Origin of the sequence: Marinobacter alkalisoli, assembly GCF_045449855.1 — a bacterium.
Lineage (GTDB): Bacteria > Pseudomonadota > Gammaproteobacteria > Pseudomonadales > Oleiphilaceae > Marinobacter.
Genome location: NZ_JBJJLC010000031.1, coordinates 207,053 through 230,501, shown reverse-complemented (window position 1 = coordinate 230,501; position 23,449 = coordinate 207,053). Strand labels below are relative to the sequence as shown.

Below are 23,449 nucleotides of genomic sequence, written 5' to 3'. Positions count from 1 at the left end.
ACCTGTATTTTTGGCAAACCGTTCCGGCCGGTCTTCGTGTTAGCCTCTGGCCATCGGATTTCATTCCAGAAACAGGACAGCTGACACCATGACAAAAGGCAATACGGATCTCGCCAACGAGCTGCTGGAGCAGCACGTCAAGCATGAAATGGCGGCGCTGAAGGGCGCGAAACTGCGCAAGTTTGTAGAAAATGAGGTCAGTGAGCTGCTGAGTTACGCCGACGAAGTTACCCTGGGCCGGATTACGTCGGAAGAGCAGGTGATGGGGGTGATTCAGCGCATCGTTGTGGATATGGAGTTGGGGGACGGGCTTCCTGAAATGGCTGCGGAAATGGCCACGGAGGTGCTGAATGCCCCGGTACAGGCCGAGACAACCCTGGGCGAGATCCTTACCCGCGAGCAGGCCACCGGTTTCCTGGAGGAGGCGCTGGAGTTACGGCAGCAGCGGGAACGGATCATCGGCGAAATCATGGCCCACCCGGTCTACCAGGAGCTGGTCTCCAATGTGGTGTATCACGGGCTGGTCAATTATCTCTATGAAGACAACCTGATTACCAAGTCGGTTCCGGCGGTGGGCTCGGTAATGAAGTTTGGCAAGCGCATGGCCAACAGGGCCGTGCCCGGCCTGGACGAGACCTTCGAACGGCGGATCAAGGCATGGCTGTCCGACAGCCTGCCCGGGCTGATCAATCGCAGTGAACAGTTCCTGCATCGCGCCCTGTCCGACAGTGAGCTGCGAGACAGCGTGATGGCGGCCTGGGTGGCGGTGGAAGATCGCACCATTGAAGACCTGCACGAAGGGTTGGGTGACATTCAGCTGCAGGAATTCGTGGTCATGGGGTACGAGTTCTGGCTGCAGTTCCGTAAGACGCCGTACTTTGAAGGCTGCGTCAGGGCGGTGGTGTCTCATCTGTTCGCCAAATACGGTGACCGGCCCATTTCCGACCTCCTGAATGACGTTGGCGTTACCAGAGAGGTCATCATGGCGGAGATCGATGGTTTCATCCTGCCCGTTGTGGACGTTTTGCGGGAAGAGGGTTATGTTGAGGCCCTGGTTCGCCGCCGCTTGTCACCGTTCTACAAATCCGCCGCGGCGCAAAAGATTCTCCAGCAGGAGGCCTGACAGCCAGCGCCTCCGGCTTGCATAAGTGGAGGCGCTGTTGTTTTCGGAACTGTTCTGGGCCTACCTTGTGGCCATCACGCTGCTGACCGTCACCCCGGGAGTCGATACCCTGCTGGTGATGCGCAACACCGGCCGGGGTGGACTGAAGGATGGCTGCGTGACCAGCGTGGGTATCTGTAGCGGCCTGTTCATTCATGCCTCGCTGTCCGCGCTGGGTATTTCCATTCTGTTGGTGGAAACGGCCTGGGCCTTCTCCGCGCTCAAGTGGGCAGGCGCCTGCTACCTGGTGTGGCTGGGCATCGGTTCCCTGCGGCAGGCCATCAAACGCGGCGATGAACCCAGCGCCGTCGAACCCCCGGTGGCCCGGCGCCCTGTTTCCCGCTGGCTGTCTTTTCGGGAAGGCCTGCTTTCCAACGTTCTCAACCCCAAAACCGCGTTGTTCTACATGGCATTGTTGCCGCAGTTCGTTGATCCGTCGGGCAATGCATTCCAGCAGTCATTGATTCTGGCGGGGGTGCATTTCCTGTTGGCGATGTTCTGGCAATGCGGGCTGGCGTGGGTGGTTGTCCGGTTCCGGGGCCTGGGCGCCAGTGTCCGGCTCAAGCGTGCGCTGAATGCGTTGACGGGCGGGTTCTTTGTGGCCATGGGGGCAAAGCTGGCGACGAACTGATGCAGGTTTCCGGCCGGGCAAAGAAAAAGGGAAGCCGAGGCTTCCCTTTTTCTTGATTCGCGTCACGGGACGCGCTGGGATTACTTCTCCAGGTACTGGAGCTTGTTGGGCTTGCCATCCCATTCTTCGGCGTCCGGAAGCGGATCTTTCTTCTCGGTGATGTTCGGCCATTTGCCAGCCAGGTCAGCGTTGAGCTCAACAAACTCGACCTGATCGGCGGGCAGTTCATCTTCGGAGAAAATCGCCTCGGCAGGGCATTCTGGTTCGCACAGGGCGCAGTCAATACACTCGTCCGGGTCGATCACCAGAAAGTTCGGGCCTTCGTAGAAGCAGTCAACCGGACACACCTCTACGCAGTCGGTGTATTTACACTTGATACAGTTATCAGTAACGATAAAGGCCATAGTTTGATTCCTGGTCCAGTGGTCAGTCTCATCAGTTTATAATATGAAGTGCGCGATATTGTAGGGAGCGACCCCCGCTCCCGCAAGCGTCAGGCCGCTATAAACTTATTACATAGATCAATCCGGCCGGATTTGCCGTCTACCTCGCCATTAATTGTTTTAATTCGTACAGCCGGTTCAGCGCTTCCCGCGGTGTCAGGTCATCCACGTCGAGTGTTTTCAGGGCTTCCTCTACCGCGCTTGGCTCCATGCTGGCGAACATATCCCCCTGCCATACCGGTTCATTGACCCGTGGTTCGCTGGCGGTTGGCGTGGTCCTGGCTTCTCCTTGCCCGCCTGCCTGTGTCGGCGCAACCGGATTCACCGGTGTGCTGTTGCCTTCCAGATGGGTCAACTGGGCCCTGGCATTGCGGATAACGTCCTGGGGAACCCCGGCGAGCTTGGCCACCTGCAGGCCGTAGCTCTGACTGGCCGGGCCGTCGTGGACGTTGTGCAGGAACACAATGCTGTCATCGTGTTCGGTGGCAGTCAGGTGCACGTTGACTGCGTGCCGCAGCTCTTCGGCCAGTTGCGTCAGCTCGAAGTAATGGGTGGCGAACAGGGTGTAGCAACGGGTTTCCTTGGCCAGGTGCTCGGCGGTGGCCCAGGCCAGGGACAGGCCGTCGAAGGTACTGGTACCACGCCCCACCTCGTCCATCAGCACCAGACTGTACTCGGTGGCGTTGTGGAGAATGTTGGCGGTTTCCGTCATTTCCACCATGAAGGTGGAGCGGCCGCCGGCAATATCGTCGGAAGAACCCATGCGGGTGAAAATACGGTCCACCGGCCCCACGATCGCACGATTGGCCGGTACGAAGCTGCCGGTATAGGCCAGCAGGGCAATCAGTGCCGCCTGACGCATGTAGGTGGACTTACCGCCCATGTTGGGGCCGGTGATCACCAGCATGCGACGCTGGGTATCCATCAGCAGGTCGTTGGGCACGTAAGGCTCGCTCAGCAACTGCTCTACAACCGGATGACGGCCTTCCTCGATATCAAAGCCCGGCATCTCACTGAACTCGGGCGCGCAGAAGCGCAGACTGGTGGCGCGCTCGGCAAAGTTGCTCAGTACGTCGAGTTCGGCAAGGGCCTGGGCGGCATCCTGCAGGGGCGCCAGTTCCGCGGCGACGGTTTCCAGCACCTCGTCGTAGAGGGATTTTTCCCGGGCCAGGGCGCGGCTCTTGGCGCTCAGGGCTTTGTCCTCGAATTCTTTCAGTTCCGGCGTGATAAAACGTTCGGCATTCTTCAGGGTCTGGCGGCGGATGTAGTCCACCGGCGCCTGGTCGGACTGGGCGCGGCTGATTTCGATGTAATAGCCGTGAACCCTGTTGTAGCCCACCTTCAGGGTGCTGATGCCGGTACGTTCTTTCTCCCGGGTTTCCACATCCAACAGGTACTGGCCGGCGTTCTCGCTGATGTTGCGCAGCTCGTCCAGCTCTTCATCAAAGCCTTCGCGGATGACGCCGCCGTCGCGGATCACCACGGGCGGGTTGTCGATGATGGACCGCTCCAGCAGGTCAGCCAGTTCCGGGTATTCCCCGATGATGGACGCCAGTTTGACGACGTGGTGGGAGTTGACCGGCTTCAGTGCCTCTTGCAAGTCCGGCAGGGCCTGAAACGCATCCCTCATCCGGGCCAGGTCCCGGGGGCGAGCTGATCGCAGCGCGACCCGAGCAAGTACCCGCTCAATATCCCCCACGGTTTTCAGAAGATCGTGAACCGGCTCATAGTGGAATCCATCCAGCAGGGCGGAAACTGCTTGCTGGCGCTGTTGCACCACTTCCACGTCTCGCAGCGGCCGGTTGAGCCAGCGGCGAAGCTCGCGGCCACCCATGGAAGTGGCGGTTCTGTCCATCACCCAGGCGAGCGTGTGCTGGTGGCCGCCCATCAGGTTGGTGTCGATTTCCAGGTTGCGGCGGCTGGTGGCGTCCAGGATAACGGCTTCTTCCCGGCGCTCACGGGTCAGCTTGCGAATATGGGGCAGGGCTGTACGCTGGGTTTCCCGGGCGTATTGCAACAGGCAGCCGGCAGCGCAGATCGCCAGGGTCAGTTCCTCGCAGCCAAAGCCGGTCAGGTCCCGCACCTGGAGTTGCTGGGTAATCACCCGGCGGGCGGTGTCGGGTTCAAACAGCCAGGGGCCCTGCCTGCGAATACCGGTGAAACCTTCCAGCAGCTCCTCGTAGGGGAAATCCTCGCTGATCAGAATCTCCGCCGGGCGCAGGCGCTGGAGTTCTCCCTGGAGGGCTTCCAGGTTCTCCAGTTCAGACACGGCAAAACGACCACTGGAGATGTCCAGGGAGGAAAAGCCGAACTGTTCGCGGTGGTTGTAGATCGCCACCAGCAGATTGTCGCGACGGTCCTCCAGGAAAGCGTCGTCACTCAGTGTGCCGGGTGTGACGATGCGAACGACCTGTCGCTCCACCGGGCCCTTGCTGGTGGCCGGATCACCAATCTGTTCGCAAATGGCGATGGATTGACCTGCCCGCACCAGCCGTGCAATGTAACCTTCAGCGGAATGGTACGGAATTCCGGCCATGGGAATCGGGCTGCCACCGGACTGACCACGGGCGGTGAGCGTGATGTCCATCAGCTCCGCCGCTTTTTTGGCGTCATCGTAGAACAGCTCGTAAAAGTCCCCCATGCGGTAGAACACCAGTTCATTGGGGTGCTCGCCCTTGATTTTGAGGTATTGCCTCATCATCGGCGTGTGCTGGGAAAGGTCGGTCTGAGCTACTGACATGAAGGCGTCCGGGTCATTGGCTTTTTACAGAGTCGGGGATTGTAAGAAAATAGGGAGCCTCTGAATAGCTCCTAATGCTCCGGATGAAACGAGGGAGAGGATTATGTCTGTTACCGATGAGCAACTCGCGGATGCCGGGAATCGTCTCGGGGATGAATTGATCCGTCAGGAACGCACGATAGCCACGGCTGAGAGCTGCACAGGCGGCTGGGTCGCCAAGGTGCTGACTGACCGCGCCGGATCTTCTGCCTATGTAGAGGCGGGGTTGGTGACTTACAGCAATGAGGCAAAAATAAAACTGCTTGGCGTCACCGAAACGTCCCTGGAAGAACATGGTGCCGTCAGCGAACCGGTGGTGCGGGAAATGGTGGCGGGCGCCCTGGCCGCTACCGGTGCTGGCGTGGCGGTAGCGATCAGTGGTGTAGCCGGCCCTGGTGGCGGCAGTGATGACAAGCCTGTGGGCACGGTCTGGTTTGCCTGGGGCACCGCCCCGGACGATACCGTGGCCAGGGTAGAATGCTTCCCGGGTGATCGGGATGAGGTCCGAAGGCAGGCTGTTTTGTATGCACTTCAGGGGGTTGCAGCGTTTGTCGGGGCAGCCTGAAAACAGGGGTTGGTCTCGCCGACGGGTTATGTTTTAATACTGTTCAAATATACAGGAATGAGGGTTTCGCACCGATGGAAGACAACCGCAAGAAAGCATTAAGCGCAGCACTGAGCCAGATCGAGCGCCAGTTCGGCAAGGGCGCCGTGATGAAAATGGGCGACCAGCCCCGTGAAGCCATTCCTGCGGTGTCCACCGGCTCCCTCGGGCTGGATGTTGCCCTTGGTATTGGCGGCCTTCCATACGGGCGGATTGTCGAAATCTACGGCCCGGAAAGCTCCGGTAAAACCACGCTGACCCTCCAGGTGATTGCCGAAGCCCAGAAAGAGGGTAAAACCTGCGCCTTCGTCGACGCCGAACACGCCCTGGATCCCATCTATGCCGAAAAGCTGGGCGTGAATGTGGACGAACTGCTGGTCTCCCAGCCAGACACTGGCGAGCAAGCCCTGGAAATCGCCGACATGCTGGTTCGCTCCAATGCGGTTGACGTCATCATCGTCGACTCCGTTGCGGCCCTCACGCCAAAAGCCGAAATTGAAGGCGAAATGGGTGACAGCCACGTTGGCCTGCAGGCCCGCCTGATGTCCCAGGCCCTGCGTAAGCTGACCGGTAACGTCAAGCACGCCAGCTGCCTGTTGGTGTTCATCAACCAGATCCGCATGAAGATCGGCGTTATGTTCGGTTCCCCGGAAACCACTACCGGTGGCAACGCCCTGAAATTCTACTCATCTGTTCGTCTCGACATCCGTCGCATCGGTGCCGTTAAAGACGGCGACGAAGTGGTAGGCAACGAAACCCGCGTTAAAGTCGTCAAGAACAAGGTATCCCCGCCGTTCAAGCAGGCCGAGTTCCAGATCATGTACGGCAAGGGCATCTACCACATGGCCGAAGTGCTCGACATGGGCGTGAAAGAAGGTTTCGTGGACAAGTCCGGAGCCTGGTACGCCTACAACGGTGACAAGATCGGCCAGGGCAAGGCCAATGCCTGCAAGTACCTTGAAGAAAACCTGGAAATCGCCCACGAAATCGAAGCCAAGGTGCGTGACAAGCTGATGCCGAAGCCGGTTTCCAAGAAGGAAGCGGCAGCCGAAGAGCCGGCGGAAGCCAGCGGTGAACTGCTTTAAGGTTTTAGCCTTTCGGGGGAGGACGCAATGAAACGACTGCTAATCGTCGCCCACGCACCTTCCCCGAATACCCTCCGATTGCGCGACGCCGTTAAAGAAGGCGCCCGCCATGAAGACATCGAGGCCGTCGAAGTAGTGGTCAAAGCACCGCTGGAGGCTGGCCCCGATGACATCCTCGCCTGCGACGCCATTATCCTCGGCACCACCGAAAACCTCGGTTACATGAGTGGCGCCCTCAAAGACTTCTTTGACCGCAGCTACTACCCCTGCCTGGAACTGACCCAGGGCCTGCCCTTTGCCTACTACATCCGCGCCGGCCACGACGGCACCGGCACCAACCGCGCTATCGAAAGCATCACCACCGGCCTGCGCTGGAAACTCGTACAGGAACCGCTGATCTGCCGTGGCGACTATAAGCACGAGTTTGAGGAGCAGTGTCGGGAACTGGGGATGTACGTGGCAGCCAGCCTTGATGCCGGTCTGTTGTAACGCATGCCCGGCGTAACGATTGCAGAAATCTTTGGTGGGAACGCGACATAGCGGGCGGCAGATTCTACAATGACCGGCCATGGAACTAACACGTTTGGCGGTCCGACACCCGAAAAGGGATCGCCAAAGCATTCTGACCGTTACAGGACCGAACCTTGAAGTCACTGTCCCTGCATCAGCTTTACAAAGCCTGTGTACTAAAAGATCTGCCATTCAAGACCACCCGGCAACTGGAACCGCTGGCTGAAATCGTTGGCCAGAACCGCGCCCAGGAAGCCGTCCGTTTCGCGCTGGCGATGCCCCACAGCGGTTACAACGTCTATGCTGTCGGCCGTAACGGTCTGGGCAAGCGCACCATGATGCTCCGGTATCTTGAGCATCATGTGGACACCGAGCAGAGTAGCCATGACTGGTGTTATGTGGCCAATTTCGAAGAGCCCCGTATACCAAAGCTGCTCCGTTTGCCCGCGGGCAAGGGCAATGCCCTGAAGCAGGATATGGAACAGCTGATGGGGCGGCTGATGAAAATGATCCCCCAGACGTTTGACAGCGACAGTTTCCTGGAGCGCGCGGAACAGCTCAAGAACGAGTATGGAAAAAAGCAGGAAGACGAACTGGAAAAAGTGGCCAGCCAGGCCAAGCGCAAGAAGGTCAGCCTGACGGTCTCGACACCGGGCGGTTACCGCTTGGTGGCGATGAATGGAGACGAACCCCATACCGCTGAATCGTTCAAGGAGCTGACGGAGGAGCAGCGCGACAAGTTCGAGGACTCCATCAACAAGCTTGAGAAAAAGCTGCGCCAGGCGCTGCGTAAACTGGCGGACTGGGAACAGGAGTACGCCGAGAAGCAGATGGCCCTTAATCAGGAGACTCTGGAGGGCATTTCCGGGCACCAGCTTGACGAGTTGATTGCCAAATACAGGGACCTGCCAGAAGTAGTGGCCTATTTCGAGGCGGTGCGCGCTGATCTGGCTGAAAGCCTGGATATCTTTCTTGAAGACAATGAGGAGCAGGCCGCTATTGCCTACGCCTCTCTGGACAAGAAAATGCCCCGCCGCTATCTGGTCAACGTCTTGGTACACCAGAAAACCGATGAGGTTCCGGTGGTGGTGGAAGACAATCCGACCTACCACAACCTGTTCGGTTATGTGGAGAACGTGACCTACAAGGGCACGGTGTTTACCGACTTCTCCCTGATTCGGCCGGGGAGCCTGCACCGGGCCAATGGCGGCTACCTGTTGATGGATGCCATCAAGGTGCTGGAACAGCCATTTGTCTGGGACGGCCTGAAGCGGGCATTGCGGTCCAAATCGATCCAGATCAATTCCCTGGAGCGGGAAATGACCCTGTCCGGAACCATTTCCATCGAACCGGAAGCCGTTCCCCTGGACGTCAAGATTGTACTGTTCGGTGACCGCGAAACCTGGATGCTGCTACAGGATTACGATCCCGAGTTTGCCGAGCTGTTCCGGGTTACTGCGGATTTCGAGAACGAAATGTACCGCACCGATGACAGCCAGTTGCTGTACGCCAAGTTCATTGCCAGCCTGGTCAACGAGAAGAAACTGCTGCACTGCAACAATAAGGCGGTGGCGCGGATCATCGAATACAGTGCCCGTATGGCCGATCATCAGGATCGTCTTTCCCTGCATGCGGCGGACATTGCCAACCTGCTGCGGGAATCGGATTTCTGGGCCCGTCAGGCGGGGGCCCGGTTGATTCAGGATATTCATGTGGAGCGTGCGCTGGAGAGCGCGAAGTATCGCAGCAGCCGCATCCGCGATCAGTTCTATGATTCCATCCGTGATGGCTCGACACTGGTGTCCACGACAGGGACTTGCGTCGGGCAGGTGAATGCTCTGTCGGTGCTGTCCACGGGTGGTTTCGAATTTGGCTTGTCAAACCGGATTACCGCCACCTGCTATTATGGTGATGGCGCGGTGATGGACATTGAACGGGATGTCAAACTGGGCGGGAATATCCACTCGAAAGGGGTGATGATCCTCAGCTCCTGGCTGGCAGCCCATTTTGCCGTCAATGACCCCATGCATCTGTCTGCCAGCCTGACGTTCGAGCAGAACTACGGGGAAGTGGATGGTGACAGTGCTTCTCTGGCAGAGTTGTGTGCCCTGGTGTCCGCATTGTCCGGACTGCCGGTTCGTCAGGATCTGGCGATTACCGGTTCGGTGAACCAGTTTGGCGAGATACAGCCGATTGGCGGCGTCAACGAGAAGGTTGAAGGTTTTTTCTACACCTGTCAGCTCAAGGGCGGCCTTACGGGTGCCCAGGGGGTAATCCTTCCGGCCACCAATGTGCAGAACCTGATGTTGGACAGCGAGGTGGTCCAGGCAGTGCGTAAGGATCAGTTCGCGGTTTATTCCGTCAGTCGTGCGGAGGAGGCGATCACATTGCTGCTGGGTAAGCCTGCTGGCAAGGCCGATGCCAAGGGCCGCTACCCGAAGCAGAGTGTTTTTGGCATTATCCAGCAACGCCTCGAAAAAATGCGCGAGCATGAGCGGCAGGAACACGCCCGGGATGATCACAAAGATCCGTCAATCCACTGACCGGACAAGATAATAAAGGACAGGAGAGTAAGATCACATGACTGATATCCAGCAAACCGTTTACGTGGTAGAAGATGACGAAGCCGTCCGGGATTCACTGGAGCTGCTGCTCAAGTCCGATGGCAAGCCGGTAAAGACCTACGAGAACGCCACGGCTTTTCTGCGGGATTACTCCGAGAAAATGGCCGGTTGTATCGTGCTGGATATCCGCATGCCGGGGATGGATGGCATGGAACTTCAGAAAAAGCTCAATGAAAAACACTCTATTCTGCCGATTATTTTTGTGACCGGTCACGGTGATGTGCCCATGGCGGTGGATGCCATGAAAGAGGGCGCGGTGGACTTTATCCAGAAGCCATACCGTGAAGAGGCGTTGCTGGAGAAAATTGAAGCCGCTCTGGAGCAGGATCTCGAGCAGCGGAAATCTCTGGATGAGAAGCAGGAAATCATCAAGCGCATTAAAAGCCTGACGCCACGGGAACATGAGATCATGGACCGGATGATCGCGGGCCAGGCCAACAAGGTGATCGCCATTGAACTGGAAATCAGTCAGCGTACTGTCGAGATCCACCGCTCGCGGGTGATGCACAAGATGGGAACTCACTCCCTGGCGCACCTGGTTCGTATGGTTCTGTCCGTAAAGGACCTTATCGACGCCCGCTGAATTGGCCGGCATGATACGGTTAACTTTTCAACCGGCCTGTTTATATGACTGAAGCTGTCAGCGAGACCGCAGAGGCGACGGTTCTGCTCGTCGATGATAATCCGCAGAACCTCAAAGTCCTCTATGAGACCCTGAAAGACAAAGGCTATCGCCTGCTGATCGCCAATGACGGCGAAAAGGCCCTGGACCTGGCCCACCGCCACCAGCCAGAAGTGATCCTGCTGGATATCATGATGCCGGAGCTCGACGGCTATCAGGTGTGTGAGCGATTGAAAGCCGATCCGGTCACCTCTGACGGCGCCGTTGTATTCCTGTCGGCCCTGGATGATGTCCAGGCCAAGGTAAAGGGGTTTGGCCTGGGTGGTGCAGACTATATTTCCAAACCGTTCCAGGCGCAGGAAGTCATCGCACGGGTAAAGACCCATGCCCGCGTTATCCGCCTCGAGCGTGAACTCCAGGAGCGTAACCGGCAACTGGAGAGTGACCAGGCACGCATTCTGAATTCCATCAGTGAGGGCATTTACGGCCTGGATGCCGAAGGCACCATCGTTTTTGCCAACCCCGCCGCTGCGCTGATCGTGCGTACCCCCGCGGAAGAGCTGATTGGCCGTAATTTCTTTGAGCTTCATTGCGCTGACGTAGATGCGGGCGACACCCGACATCCGGTGCAGTCAACCTGCCGCCAGGGAATTGCCGAGAACCAGAGAAATATTGTCATGGGCCGGCCGGACGGGACATCGTTTCCCGCCGAGTACCGCTCTACGCCCAAGCTGGATGGTGAAGAGCTTCGCGGTGCGGTGGTCGTGTTCCGGGATATTACGGCCGAACTGGCAAGCGAGCAGGCGCTGGAAGACGCCAGGGCGATTGTTCAGGAGCAGCGGGATCAGCTGGCGCACGCGTCGAGGCTGTCCACCATGGGCGAAATGGCCGCCGGCTTTGCCCATGAGGTCAACCAGCCGCTGACCGCCATCACCAATTATGCCCGTGTCGCCAAGCGAATGATGGCCAAAGAAGATCTGGACCAGGACCTGCTGCAGGAAACCCTCGACAAGATTGAGGCTCAGTCCCATCGAGCCAGCGAAATTATCCGCCGTATCCGCCGCTTTATGAAAAAGCCTGCCACCGGTAAGGAAACCCTGTCCGTACCGGCGTTGCTGGAGGATACCCGGCAGTTCGCTGAGGTGGACATGCGCAACAACGAGGGTGGAATTGAAGTCACTGTGGCGGATGACGTGCCAGACGTTCTGGCGGACCCGATCCAGGTGCAGCAGGTGGCCCTGAACCTGATTCGCAACGCCCTGGAGGCCACGGGCAGCGCCGGCTCCTCGGCGCCGGTGGAAGTCTCGGCGGCCATGACAGGCAGTAGCTGTGTGCGGATAGAGGTGAGGGACTACGGCACTGGCCTGCCGGAGGATGCCGAAGAGAAGCTTTTCCTGCCTTTCTACTCAACAAAAGACGATGGCATGGGCATTGGTCTTTCCATGTGCCGTTCGCTGATTCAGGCCCAGGGTGGCGATATCGGGTTTGAAAGGCCGGAAGATGGTGGCGCCCGCTTTTTCTTCACGTTGCCCGTTGCGGGCGCCGAGGGGAATCCCTGTGGGGTTAACGAATTAACCGAACGGGACGCTTAGCCCCAGGTGATGTTCCCGGTCAGGTGCGGTGCATCGCCCTTTGCGTTCAGTAGTTGGTAATCCCAGTTACTGTCACCGGCTCGCCAGTTAAGCTGCGCCGTGCCCGGCAGAAACAGCGGTTTCTTGAACTGACAGGCCACAGATACGGCTTCATGTTTCCAGCCCGCCTGCTGCTCCAGCATTGCCAGAACCTGTGCCTTGCTCCACATGCCATGGGCGATAGCCCGGGGGAACCCGAACGCTCTGGCCGTCAGCGCATGCAGGTGGATGGGGTTGCGGTCCCCGGATACCTTGGCGTATTGGCGACCAATGGATTCCGGCGCATTGATGTTCAGGGTGTTGGGGAAACGCTGCAACTCCGGTGGTTTTCCGGGTTTTGTTTTCTCACCCTGTTGCGGCTGCCGAAACAGGTTGGTGCTGACTTCTTCCCATACCAGCTTTCCCGCTGAGCTCACTTCCGTGACCAGGTCAAACTCAAGCCCCTTCGCACCCTGGCTCTGTCCGTCCAGCCGCACGTCAATGTCCAGAGTTTCGCCAATTCTGATGGGTCTGTGCTGCGTGATGGTATTGCGCAGGTGGACCAGGCCCAGCAAGGGCAGGGGAAAGGCTTTCTCGGTCAGTAACTTCAGGTGAAGCGGAAACGCCAGTATGTGGGGCCAGGTGATGGGGGCGTGGGTTTGTGTCGCAAAGCCACATACCTTCTGGTAGCGTTTCAGGTTATCGTTGGCCGTACTGACGCCCACCAGGCTCGACCTGAGGTCGGGAATTTCCAGGTCACCGCTGGCTTTCTGGCCTTTGGGTAGTAGGGCTTTGCCATACAGCGTCCAGAGTGAGGGTGGACGGCTGTGGTAGACAGACACATCGGACATATCGTTAAATCTCCAACACTTTGAAACAGTTAGATTCCAATTGGTGACCAAAATGGTGAGATGTGTAAACAATCTGGTACAACTGTGCGCATCTGGCCTGATATGCTCTAATATAAGACCAAGGTATAAAGTCTGGCAAACCCGGCCGGATTCGGCATTGACTTGGTTCGCGATGGGGTTTGTCCCATGGGCCAAGGCGGTTTTCAAACACAACTATAAAGCGGGATGTTATGCAGGAACTTCGTGACGCAGGAGTGATGTTGCGCCTGATCTATGAGGCGATGAAACGGAAGGGTATCGACACAGATGCAATATTCAGCCGGTTGGGTGTGGACGAAAAATACGTATACACCGACCAACTAAGAACACCCCATAGCGCTCAGGTTTACTTCTGGCAGGCAGTAGAGGATGTTTCCGGTGATCCTGACATCGGTTTACACCTGGGGCAGTTGCTCCCCGCCTATAAGGGACAGGTGCTTGAGTATCTCTTTCTGAGCAGCCCCACCTTCGGTGAGGGCCTGCGCCGGGCCCAGAACTATCAGCGTCTGCTGAGTGACGCAGCCAATACCGATTTCTTCATTGAAGGTGACAACGCCTGCATGGTGCTGGATGCTGCGTCCGAGGAAATCAGTCGCCTCAGGCATTTCAACGAATGTTTTGTTCAGGGGCTGATTATCTTCTTCCAGTCGATTACCGACGGACAGTTCCAGCCTTCCCGCATTGAGTTCGAGCATCAGCGTGACCACGGTCTGGAGCATGCCGAGGAAATTCTGGGCTGTGAAGTGGTTTTCGGCGCTGAAGAAAATCGACTTTATTTCCCGGTCGAGATGCTGTCCCATGCGTCACCCCATGCCGAGCCGGAACTGCTGGACCTCCATGAGCGATTTGCCAGTGAACAGGTGGCGCGCCTTGAGAAGAAAGACATCGTCGGCCAGGTCGAGCGCATCGTGGCGGAGCTTCTCGATAGCGGAGAAGTCACCCTGGATGCGGTGGCCGAACGGCTGGGCATCAAGCCCAGAACGCTTCGCACCCGACTGACCGAAGCCGAAACCAGCTTTAACCAGGTGCTGGCGGATTTCCGCTACCGGCTGGCGCGGCAGTTGCTGGCGACCACCGACGAATCCATTGATGAGATTGTCTACCTGACCGGTTTTTCCGAACCCAGCACCTTTTACCGTGCGTTTAAGCGCTGGTCCGGAATGACGCCGATCGAATACCGCAAAACCGCGCAGGGCAAGGATGCGATGGTCGATGCCATGTAAGGCGCCCATTATTTAATAAGTTTTTTTGGAAAAATCGTTGACATAAACGGGGGCCTCTTTATAATGCGCCCTCGTTGTCACCAAGCAGTCAGGCCCCTGACTGTGATGAGCGGAACAACCTGATCTCAAAAGAGAAAGTGGTGTTCAGTTCGGAAGGTGGTAGCCAACGCGGAGCGGTAGTTCAGCTGGTTAGAATACCGGCCTGTCACGCCGGGGGTCGCGGGTTCGAGTCCCGTCCGCTCCGCCATTTTTCCTTCCCTGATTTAATCTCCATTTTTATCCGTTGTCTGTAATACCTGAGATACCTTTTCAGCGTATACCTTTGGTTTTCTGTTCCTCATAGAACTGCTTGCGGTGCTCACCCGGGCTGATGCCAAACCAGCGTTTGTAGGCTTTGTGAAAGGCCGCCGGATTGGCGAAGCCGAGCAGCCAGGCAATTTCCGCCAGGGATGTCCTGGTCTCCCGGATATAGTCAGCCGCCAGTTCCTTCCGTGTTTCATCCACCAGTTCCCGAAACCCCGTCTGTTCCTCCGCCAGTTGCCGTTGCAGGGTCCATGGGGCTGTTCCAAGGCGGGTTGCGATGGTTTCCAGTGAGGGCGTTTCCCCTCGCAGTAAGGGTGTCAGAAGGTCCCTGACCTTGTCTCCCGTCGTCCAGCCGTGGCGTATTTTCCGTAACGCGTCTTCACATTGTCGCACCAGGGCGGCATGAACGGCGCTTTGTGCATCCCTGGAGGGAAGGTGGAGTACGTCCGGGGCAAGGGTAATGCCGTTGCTTTCAGCCCCAAAGGTAACCGGACAACCAAACCAGTCTTCAAACTGCTCATCCAGCCCAATGGACGGGTATTCGATGGTTACCCGCTCAAGAACCGCCTGCTGGCCGCTGATGGTGCGTACAAACTGGGTCCAGGCAGCCAGCACTGAGTCGACCACAAAGAAGTTGAACACGTTGTAGGGGCGTATGGAGTAAAAGTGCGCCTGTTGCCCGCTGTGGCGGGTATGTGAGGCGCCCCGGCTGTTGTGGCTGGTCAACAGGCCGTAGCGGATCAGGGTGGTCAGCGCCTCGCCAGTGGTGGCGGCGCACTGGCCAGCCAGCCCGGCGATACCGGCATCCACCGGGCGGCTCAGTGTGCCCATGGTCAGGCCAATTGCGGGTTGGCCGGTCAGTTCAATGGCGGCCTGCCCCAGGCGCATGAAGCGGGGAATGCTGATGCGGGCGTCGGGGGACGCCAGGGTTTCGTCGTTGAGGCGGAATCGCTCCAGCAGGGGAGTGGGGTTTTTCCCCTCTGCGGCAACGGCTCTCATCAGGACTGAAACGTAAAGAACACTGATGTCTCCCAGTGAGTTACGGCGTCGGGCTGATGTCGCTTCCATGATGGCTCTTCCGGATATGTTATTTGAAGATATCAAAATGTAATTCGGGGATATTGTTCATTGCAAGGTGCATCGGTAATTTAGCCTCATCAACAGGGTTGGCACTGGTTTTCGATCAGCCCGGATAAATACTGAGGAGAGAGATTATGACCGCAGCACCGACCCCCGGCGTGCAGAAGTACCCGAACCTTCTGGAACCATTGGATCTGGGCTTTACCCGTTTGCGCAACCGTACCCTGATGGGATCGATGCACACGGGGTTGGAAGAGGCAAAACACGGTTTTGCCCGCCTGGCCGCTTTCTATGCCGAGCGCGCCCGGGGCGGGGCTGGCCTGATCGTTACCGGTGGTATCGCTCCCAATGAGGAGGGCGGTGTGTTCCAGCACGCAGCCAAGATGAGTACCGAGGAAGAAGCCGACCGCCACCAGGTGATTACCCGAGCTGTCCATGAGGCGGATGGCAAGATCTGCATGCAGATTCTGCATGCTGGCCGTTATGCCTACTCGCCGGCGCTGGTGGCGCCCTCTGCGATTCAGGCGCCGATTAACCCGTTCAAGCCGAATGAGCTGGACGAGGCCGGTATCGAAAAGCAGATCCAGGACTACGTGGATTGTGCTGCTCTGGCACAGCGCGCCGGTTACGACGGCGTAGAGGTCATGGGTTCCGAGGGGTATTTCATTAACCAGTTCATCGTATCCCACACCAACCATCGTACGGATCGCTGGGGTGGCAGTTACGAAAACCGCATCCGCTTGCCGATTGAAATCGTTCGCCGCGTTCGCGAGCGGGTAGGTAGCGAGTTTATCCTGATCTATCGGCTGTCGATGCTTGACCTGATTGAAGACGGCAGCACCTGGGAAGAGGTGGTTCATCTGGCGAAGGAAATCGAGAAAGCCGGTGCCACCATTATCAATACCGGTATCGGCTGGCATGAGGCCCGTGTGCCGACCATTGCCACTTCGGTTCCCCGTGGCGCGTTCACCAAGGTCACTGCACGCCTGAAAGACGAAGTGTCGATTCCGCTGGTGACCACTAACCGCATCAATATGCCGGATGTGGCGGAGAAGATCCTGGCGGAGGGCGATGCGGATATGGTCTCCATGGCGCGTCCATTCCTTGCTGACGCGGATCTGGTGCAAAAGGCAGCGGAGGACCGTGCGGATGAGATTAATACCTGTATTGGCTGCAACCAGGCCTGCCTGGACCATACCTTTGGCGGCAAGCTGACCTCTTGCCTGGTCAACCCGAGGGCCTGCCATGAAACCGAGCTCAGCTATGTGAAAACGGCATCTCCCAAGTCCATTGCGGTGGTTGGCGCCGGGCCGGCCGGTCTGGCGTTCGCGACGGTGGCTGCTGAGCGGGGGCATAAGGTGACCCTGTTTGATGCCGGCAGTGAAATCGGCGGCCAGTTCAATGTGGCCAAGCGAATTCCGGGCAAGGAAGAGTTCTACGAAACCCTGCGTTATTTCCGTGTCATGCTGGATAAGCATGGTGTGGATGTTCGCCTGAACACCCGGGTCGACGTGGACGCGCTCAAGGCCGGTGGTTTTGATGACGTGGTCCTGGCCACCGGTGTTGAGCCCCGCACGCCGGAGATCGACGGGGTCGATGATCCCAAGGTGATTGGCTATCTGGATGCGCTGCTGGAGCGCAAGCCGGTTGGCCAGAAGGTAGCGGTGATTGGTGCCGGTGGCATCGGCTTCGACGTGTCGGAGTTCATCGTTCACAAGGGTACGTCCGCCGCGCTGGACCCAGAGCACTTCATGCGGGAGTGGGGTGTAGACCTCAGCGTCGAGCATCGTGGCGGTATCAAGGGGGTAACACCAGAGGTGCCCGAGCCGGCACGGGAAGTCTACCTGCTTCAGCGCAAGGTCTCGAAAGTGGGCAAGAATCTGGGCAAAACCACCGGCTGGATACACCGTACCTCCCTCAAGAACCGTCAGGTGCAGATGGTGCCAGGGGTGAGTTACCGCAAGATTGATGATGCAGGACTGCACATTACCGTTACGCCAAAGGGTGCGGAGCAGGGCGAAGACAAGCTGTTGCCGGTGGATACCATTATCCTCTGCGCTGGCCAGGAGCCACTGCGTGAGCTGCAGCAGGGGCTGGAGTCCGCCGGGCTTCCGGTCCACCTGATCGGCGGCGCCGACGTTGCGGCCGAGCTGGACGCCAAGCGTGCTATCGACCAGGGTAGCCGTTTGGCCGCGGAGATCTGATCACAAAACGTTTCAGTTTTTCGCTGTTCCCCGCCGTCAGTCTGGCTAGACTATTATCCGGAAGTCTGTCAGTTTGAAAATTCGCCCCGGGTCTGAGTGCCCGGGGCGAGGGCGCCGACTTCAACAACAATGGAACACCCACGGGGTGTCGGGCGTGTTGATGTCAGGTTTCAGAATAGCGGGGAGTCAACAATGGTGTCTGCCGACCAGGCGAGCGATGGTTATTCGGCGGTGTTTTTCATGGACGGCAGCAATGTGTCGCGGCAAATGCGCGCGACCGAATTCGGCGCCTTCCTAGATGGGTATGTCGGTCTGTCCGATCTTGCGGAAACCGATGTAAAGGCGGTCCTGGTGGACCTCGCCGGGGACCTTCAGGTTCAGTCGCTGGTGTTTTTCCGCATCTATTTTGATGAGGAAGGGCGCGCTGACAGCCACTGGAATGTTCCTATCGAAAAGCTTGCGCTGGATGGCGCCAAGGGACCCGATATGGGCGCCGGGCCCATTCGCCTGGTGTGTCGTAGCCAGTGCCCGGATCCGTCGTTCGCGGAGGAACTCTGGGACCCGGATATGACGCCGGGTAGCAACCATTTCCAGTCCATTCGCAAGGCGGTGGAAGCCAATTCCCTCAAGTTCCGCAAGATGGAGCCTGCCCAGGAAGAAAACATTCCGGTACTTGCGGCGGAACCGGATGCGGGGGAATCGTCGTCCGGCTCCGGTGATCGTGCACGGCTTGCCCAGTTGATCCGGGAGCAGCGTCTGCGCATCAAGACCCTCCAGAGTGTTCATCGGGATTCATTGTCGGATATTCAGCGTGAGCATCGCCTGGAAATGCAGGCGCTACGCAGTGAGATGTCGGCATTGGAGCAGAAGTACGAGCGCCAGCGCCTGAGCAACGAACAGCTCAAGAAACGGCTGGCGGAGAGAAACGAGCAGTACCTCACCATGCAGGAGCAGATAACCCAGGGGGCGGAGCAGGACGTTCGCAAGGACGCCAATTCCGACGCCGAGATGGTGTTGCTCCGCGAACAGCTGGAACGCAAGCAGCGGGAACTGGAGCTGCGGGATGACAAGCTCGTGGCTCTTGAGCAGGAGAACTACGAACTGCGACACCGCGAACCGCCGGAAAACTCCGTGATGGAGCACTTGCAACGCCAGTCGGTCTTCCTGGTGGCCTACCACGCCGGTGTGGGTCACCTTACCCTTCCTTACGATGACATTGAGACCTATTTCAATAGCCCGGTGGCCTATGCCGCGGAGCGGTGTGGTCTCAACGAGCCTGCTTATCGGGAGTGGCTCGAACATTACGAAAACCCGGTGTGCCTGCATCAGGGGGATGACGGCAAGGCCTGTGGCGAGCCGGTCATGCGTGTGAGCCAGCCTGCGGACTTTCGTGCGGGCACGGACGACCGTTGTGAGAAGCACCGGGAGCCGGTTACGGCGTGAGCCGATTTTGTATCCCGGGGCGACTCTTTTTTCAGTATCAGTGTGACTTTCGTTAAACTGTCTCAAGATCGTCACCGGGTTACGTCCTGAAACCGGCCCGGCTCCATTCCCGACACCACAGGAAGTTACATGGATCAATTCAGGAATATCGGCGTGATTGGCCGTATGGGCAGCGTCAAGGTGGTGGAATCCCTGCGCCAGCTCAAACAGTACCTGGTCAATAATCACTACCACGTCATCATCGAGGAAGACACCGCCAGCATGCTGCCTGGCCACGGTCTGCAAGTGGCCAGCAAGAAGCTGCTGGGTGAGATCTGTGATCTGGTGATCGTGGTGGGTGGCGATGGCAGCCTTCTTGGAGCTGCGCGGGAACTGGCGAAATCAAAGATTCCATTGCTTGGGGTCAATCGTGGCCGTCTGGGGTTCCTCACCGATATTTCTCCCTCTGACCTTGAAGAGCGCCTGGGAAAGGTGTTGCAGGGCGAGTACATCGAGGAAACCCGCTTCCTGCTGGATGGTAATGTGGAGCGCAACGGTCAGCCGCTGGGGTTCGGGACCGCGCTGAATGACGTGGTGCTGCATCCCGGCAAGTCCACCCGAATGATCGGTTTTGACCTGTTTATTGACGGACATTTCGTATATAGCCAGCGTTCGGATGGCCTTATCGTGGCCACTCCGACGGGGTCGACCGCGTATTCATTATCCGCCGGCGGGCCTATCATGCATCCCAAGCTGGACGCCATCGTGCTGGTGCCCATGTTCCCCCATACCCTGAGTAGCCGGCCCATCGTGGTGGACGGCAAGAGCGAGATCAAACTGGTTATCGGTGAAACCAACGAGACCTATCCCCAGATCAGTTTCGATGGCCAGATGAACATTGCCTGCGCCCCCGGTGATATCATCCGAATCACCAAAAAGCCCTTCAAGATCCGTCTGATTCATCCTACGGATCACAATTTTTACGCCACATGCCGCGGTAAGCTGGGCTGGGCCAGTGAGATTTCAGCGAGTTGAGCATGTCAGGACAAATACAAACCGCGAGTCGTGGTTACGATATCATTGGCGATATTCACGGGTGTGCCCACACGCTGACCCGACTGCTGGATCAGATGGGATACCGGAAAGTAAACGGCGTTTACCAGCACCCGCGCCGGCAGGCCATATTCATCGGTGACATCATTGATCGGGGCCCCCGTATTCGTGAAGCATTGCACCTGGTGCGGGATATGGTGGAACACGGCTCGGCCCGAATCGTGATGGGAAACCATGAATACAATGCCCTGGGGTATTGCACCCGGGCGCGGCCGGGTAGCGGGAAAAAATGGCTGCGAGAGCATAATGCCCGCCACGATCGGCTGATCCGGGAAACCCTACAACAGTTTGAGCCGTACCCCCATGAGTGGAACGAATTCCTCGAATGGTTTTACACCATTCCCCTGTTTATCGAAGAAGAGGGGTTCCGGGTGGTTCATGCCTGCTGGGATGGTGATCTGATTAACAAGTTCAAGCATGCCCAGGGCGGGGCCTGCATTGATGAAGATTTTCTGCACGCGTCTTCCGCCATTGAGTCCTTTGCTGGGCAGGTGATGGACACCCTGCTGAGGGGGACTGACCTGAGGTTGCCGGAGGGCGTGAAGATTACCGGCAAGGATGGCTATGTGCGGGAATTCTTCCGTACCAAGTTCTGGGCGGAGAATCCGCAAACCTACGCCGACGTGGTGTTCCAGCCGGACCCGCTGCCACCGAAGGTGGCACGTATGCCGTTGTCCGATGGGGAGCGCCGTCAGCTGATTTCCTACCCGTTGAGTGAGCCGCCGGTGTTTGTCGGGCATTACTGGATGGACAGCAACCCCGCGCCTTTGAAAGCGAACGTGGCCTGCATTGATTACAGCGCCGTTAAATACGGCAAATTGGTGGCCTATCGCATGGATGGTGAGCGTACCCTGTCGAAAGACAAGTTCGTCTGGGTGGACGTGGACCGGCCGGAGCAACCGGACTATCCAACCAGCGAAGACAGCGTGGCGAGGTAATTCGTGTATCGCGTTAAGCAGATGGATGCCAGTATCGACCTGGCGGGATTCAGCCGCTGGTTGCGTGAGCAGGGGGTGACCCACCGCATCACCGAGGAAGGTGGCTTTCAGGTACTGTGGCTGGAGAATCCGGATCACACCGAGCCTGTTCTGCGGGCCCTGGATCGCTTCCTGGAGGAACCCGAGGTGCGGAATGCGGTGAATTCTGCCGGTCACTCGCAGGTATACCGCGGGGGGCGCTGGCAGCCGTCTCCCCGTCATGCGCCGCTGGTGCTGGGCATTATCGTACTTGCCTTGCTGATGGCCTGGATTACCGGGATGGGACGAAACCAGATTTCCACACTGTTGATGGTGGTTGACCCCCAGAACTTTGACTGGAACACCCTGTCATCAAGGGTATACGCCTTGCGGGAAACCCTTGCCAGCGGCCAGGTCTGGCGGTTGATTTCGCCGGACTTCCTGCATTTCAGCTGGACCCATATTATTTTCAACTCGGTCATGCTCTGGTTTCTGGGCAGCCAGATCGAGTGGTTTGACGGCAAAGCCAGGCTGGTGAGCCTGTTCATTTTTACCAGCCTGATATCCAATGGTTTGCAGTATTTCGTGTCCGGGCCTTTGTTTGGCGGTCTGTCCGGCGTTGTTTACGGCATTCTGGGGTATTGCTGGCTTAGCCAGCGACGTGTGCCCAGGTTCCAGTTCCCGCCGGCTCTGGTAACGTTCGCTGTGGTGTGGATGGTGATCGGTTTTACACCGTTACCGGAAATGCTGGGGTTGGGGCGCATGGCCAATGAGGCCCACCTTGGCGGGTTTATTGCCGGGCTGGCATTGGCGGTCGTGTTGCCGGTGAGGGCGGTAAGGACATAAAAAAGCCCCGCCAAAAGGCGGGGCATTAAAAGAGCTTATAGCTCCTGATGAGAGAGACCAAATGAATACGACCTTCGTCATTTGGTGCGTTAATAATAATCATTATCATTTGCGTCTGTCAACCCGTTGCAACTATTTTTAGCAGAAACGTTTTTGCAGGAGAAAACCATGACATACGAAGAGCTGATTGAGCGGCTGGACCCAACGGTTTACCAGAACCTGCGCCGCTCCATTGAGCTGGGCAAATGGCCGGATGGCCGCAAGTTAACGCCAGAGCAGCGCGAGATCTGCCTGGGAGCGGTTATATACTACGAGAACCTGCACAGCATTCCCGAGACCGAACGCGTCGGTTACCTGGATCGCGGAGCCAAGGCGGGAACTGCCTGTGATCCATCGGTAAAGCAGACGTCCGGTTCTGGCGATGTGGATCCGTCGCAGTTTGTCGAGGTCAAGTCTTGAGTGCATTGGTGGATGTGAGTGGCCGGCTGCGAAAGATGCCAGTGGAGGCGGGGCAGCCGGTCGATTATGTGATTCAGGTCGGAGATACCCGGATTCCGCTCAATGAAATGATCGGTTACCCGGTACAGATTGATTATGACGGTGTCATTCGTTGTATCCACTGCAACCGCACCACCAAAAAGAGTTTCAGCCAGGGGTATTGCTACCCGTGTTTCCGCAAGTTGGCGGCCTGTGACACCTGCATCATGAGCCCGGAAAAGTGCCATTACCACGAAGGCACCTGCCGGGAACCGGAATGGGGTGAGACGCACTGCATGGTTGAGCATGCCGTGTATCTGGCAAACTCCTCCGGATTGAAAGTGGGGATTACCCGGGCTTCCCAGGTGCCGACGCGGTGGATTGACCAGGGCGCGGTGGATGCGATTCCGATGATGCGGGTCGCCACCCGACAGCTGGCCGGATTTGTCGAAGTGGCTTGCAAGCAACACGTAGCCGACCGCACCAATTGGCGCGCCATGCTCAAGGGGGATGTGCCCGAAATTGACCTGGTTGCCGAGCGCGACCGGCTGCTGGCATTGATTGCCGATGACCTGGAAGAGCTGAGAGCGGCCCATGGGGCAGACGCTTTGCAGGCAGTGGATGAGCCGAGTCTGGATCTCAGTTATCCGGTCCAGGTCTGGCCGCAGAAAATCAAAACCCATAATCTGGACAAGGAACCTTCGGCGGAAGGCACGCTCCAGGGCATCAAGGGGCAGTACCTGATGCTTGATACCGGGGTGATCAATATTCGTAAATACACCGGGTATGACGTCCGCTTCCGGGTATTTCCCAGGCCCTGAGTCCGTTCGAGTGATACATCCGTGTCGGTAGGCGTAGTCCGTAT

20 protein-coding genes and 1 tRNA gene are annotated in these 23,449 nt (G+C 57.9%); 17 read left to right on the top strand and 4 right to left on the bottom strand.

Annotation, left to right across the window (positions count from 1 at the left end; translation table 11 throughout):
* Nucleotides 1-88 precede the first annotated feature (88 nt).
* A complete protein-coding gene (locus tag ACJO5Y_RS13880) occupies nucleotides 89-1,123 on the top strand; it encodes a hypothetical protein (protein ID WP_406987978.1) in 1,035 nt (344 codons plus the stop codon).
* 34 nt (nucleotides 1,124-1,157) lie between these two features.
* Entirely contained in the window at nucleotides 1,158-1,793 is a 636-nt protein-coding gene (locus ACJO5Y_RS13875; RefSeq protein ID WP_406988022.1) for a LysE family translocator, read from the top strand.
* A gap of 80 nt (nucleotides 1,794-1,873) precedes the next feature.
* On the opposite strand, the gene fdxA is transcribed toward ACJO5Y_RS13875, so the two are convergent.
* Nucleotides 1,874-2,197, bottom strand: a complete 324-nt coding sequence (gene fdxA / locus ACJO5Y_RS13870; protein ID WP_041342382.1) for a ferredoxin FdxA — start codon at nucleotides 2,195-2,197, stop codon at nucleotides 1,874-1,876.
* Between the two features lie 139 nt (nucleotides 2,198-2,336).
* Nucleotides 2,337-4,976: a DNA mismatch repair protein MutS gene (mutS, locus tag ACJO5Y_RS13865; RefSeq protein WP_406987976.1), complete on the bottom strand. Its 2,640-nt coding sequence runs from the start codon at nucleotides 4,974-4,976 to the stop codon at nucleotides 2,337-2,339.
* 103 nt (nucleotides 4,977-5,079) lie between these two features.
* On the opposite strand from mutS, the gene pncC reads away from it, so the two are divergent.
* The 6 genes from pncC to ACJO5Y_RS13835 all read left to right on the top strand — a co-directional run bounded on the left by pncC (nucleotide 5,080) and on the right by ACJO5Y_RS13835 (nucleotide 12,052).
* A complete protein-coding gene (gene pncC / locus ACJO5Y_RS13860) occupies nucleotides 5,080-5,580 on the top strand; it encodes a nicotinamide-nucleotide amidase (protein ID WP_406987975.1) in 501 nt (166 codons plus the stop codon).
* Between the two features lie 74 nt (nucleotides 5,581-5,654).
* Entirely contained in the window at nucleotides 5,655-6,704 is a 1,050-nt protein-coding gene (recA, locus tag ACJO5Y_RS13855) for a recombinase RecA (protein WP_406987974.1), read from the top strand.
* Nucleotides 6,705-6,731: 27 nt separating this feature from the next.
* The gene (locus ACJO5Y_RS13850; RefSeq protein WP_406987972.1) at nucleotides 6,732-7,193 is read left to right on the top strand and encodes a flavodoxin family protein; all 462 of its coding nucleotides are present in this window, start codon (nucleotides 6,732-6,734) and stop codon (nucleotides 7,191-7,193) included.
* A 155-nt stretch (nucleotides 7,194-7,348) separates the two neighbouring features.
* Nucleotides 7,349-9,757 carry a Lon protease family protein gene (locus tag ACJO5Y_RS13845; RefSeq protein ID WP_406987971.1) on the top strand — a complete coding sequence of 803 codons (2,409 nt, stop codon included), beginning with the start codon at nucleotides 7,349-7,351 and terminating at the stop codon, nucleotides 9,755-9,757.
* Between the two features lie 37 nt (nucleotides 9,758-9,794).
* Nucleotides 9,795-10,421 (top strand): response regulator FixJ, encoded by a 627-nt coding sequence (gene fixJ / locus ACJO5Y_RS13840; RefSeq protein ID WP_406987970.1) that lies wholly within the window; start codon nucleotides 9,795-9,797, stop codon nucleotides 10,419-10,421.
* Nucleotides 10,422-10,465: 44 nt separating this feature from the next.
* Nucleotides 10,466-12,052, top strand: coding sequence for an ATP-binding response regulator (locus ACJO5Y_RS13835; RefSeq protein WP_406987969.1), 1,587 nt, complete (start codon nucleotides 10,466-10,468; stop codon nucleotides 12,050-12,052).
* Here ACJO5Y_RS13835 and ACJO5Y_RS13830 read toward each other — a convergent pair.
* Nucleotides 12,049-12,921, bottom strand: coding sequence for a MaoC/PaaZ C-terminal domain-containing protein (locus tag ACJO5Y_RS13830; RefSeq protein WP_406987968.1), 873 nt, complete (start codon nucleotides 12,919-12,921; stop codon nucleotides 12,049-12,051). The two genes, ACJO5Y_RS13835 and ACJO5Y_RS13830, sit on opposite strands and share 4 nt — an antisense overlap.
* Nucleotides 12,922-13,151: 230 nt before the next feature.
* Here ACJO5Y_RS13830 and ACJO5Y_RS13825 point away from each other — a divergent pair, with 230 nt between their 5' ends.
* Nucleotides 13,152-14,183 carry an AraC family transcriptional regulator gene (locus tag ACJO5Y_RS13825; protein WP_406987966.1) on the top strand — a complete coding sequence of 344 codons (1,032 nt, stop codon included), beginning with the start codon at nucleotides 13,152-13,154 and terminating at the stop codon, nucleotides 14,181-14,183.
* 170 nt (nucleotides 14,184-14,353) lie between these two features.
* Nucleotides 14,354-14,430, top strand: a tRNA-Asp gene (locus tag ACJO5Y_RS13820).
* 62 nt (nucleotides 14,431-14,492) lie between these two features.
* Here the strand turns inward: ACJO5Y_RS13820 and ACJO5Y_RS13815 are convergent.
* The gene (locus ACJO5Y_RS13815; protein WP_406987965.1) at nucleotides 14,493-15,554 is read right to left on the bottom strand and encodes an AraC family transcriptional regulator; all 1,062 of its coding nucleotides are present in this window, start codon (nucleotides 15,552-15,554) and stop codon (nucleotides 14,493-14,495) included.
* A 146-nt stretch (nucleotides 15,555-15,700) separates the two neighbouring features.
* Between ACJO5Y_RS13815 and ACJO5Y_RS13810 the strand changes: the two genes are divergently transcribed.
* From ACJO5Y_RS13810 to ACJO5Y_RS13780, 7 genes are all read left to right on the top strand, one after another.
* Complete coding sequence (locus tag ACJO5Y_RS13810; RefSeq protein WP_406987963.1) at nucleotides 15,701-17,770, top strand: oxidoreductase; 2,070 nt, start codon at nucleotides 15,701-15,703, stop codon at nucleotides 17,768-17,770.
* A gap of 192 nt (nucleotides 17,771-17,962) precedes the next feature.
* Nucleotides 17,963-19,213, top strand: a complete 1,251-nt coding sequence (locus tag ACJO5Y_RS13805) for a DNA repair protein (protein WP_406987961.1) — start codon at nucleotides 17,963-17,965, stop codon at nucleotides 19,211-19,213.
* A gap of 129 nt (nucleotides 19,214-19,342) precedes the next feature.
* Nucleotides 19,343-20,227: an NAD(+) kinase gene (locus ACJO5Y_RS13800; protein WP_406987959.1), complete on the top strand. Its 885-nt coding sequence runs from the start codon at nucleotides 19,343-19,345 to the stop codon at nucleotides 20,225-20,227.
* A 2-nt stretch (nucleotides 20,228-20,229) separates the two neighbouring features.
* Nucleotides 20,230-21,243 carry a metallophosphoesterase gene (locus ACJO5Y_RS13795; protein ID WP_406987958.1) on the top strand — a complete coding sequence of 338 codons (1,014 nt, stop codon included), beginning with the start codon at nucleotides 20,230-20,232 and terminating at the stop codon, nucleotides 21,241-21,243.
* A 3-nt stretch (nucleotides 21,244-21,246) separates the two neighbouring features.
* Nucleotides 21,247-22,107, top strand: a complete 861-nt coding sequence (locus ACJO5Y_RS13790; RefSeq protein WP_406987956.1) for a rhomboid family intramembrane serine protease — start codon at nucleotides 21,247-21,249, stop codon at nucleotides 22,105-22,107.
* Between the two features lie 168 nt (nucleotides 22,108-22,275).
* Nucleotides 22,276-22,566: a YeaC family protein gene (locus ACJO5Y_RS13785; protein WP_406987954.1), complete on the top strand. Its 291-nt coding sequence runs from the start codon at nucleotides 22,276-22,278 to the stop codon at nucleotides 22,564-22,566.
* Complete coding sequence (locus ACJO5Y_RS13780; protein ID WP_406987953.1) at nucleotides 22,563-23,405, top strand: DUF2797 domain-containing protein; 843 nt, start codon at nucleotides 22,563-22,565, stop codon at nucleotides 23,403-23,405. Before ACJO5Y_RS13785 ends, ACJO5Y_RS13780 begins: the two co-directional genes overlap by 4 nt.
* Nucleotides 23,406-23,449 lie beyond the last annotated feature (44 nt).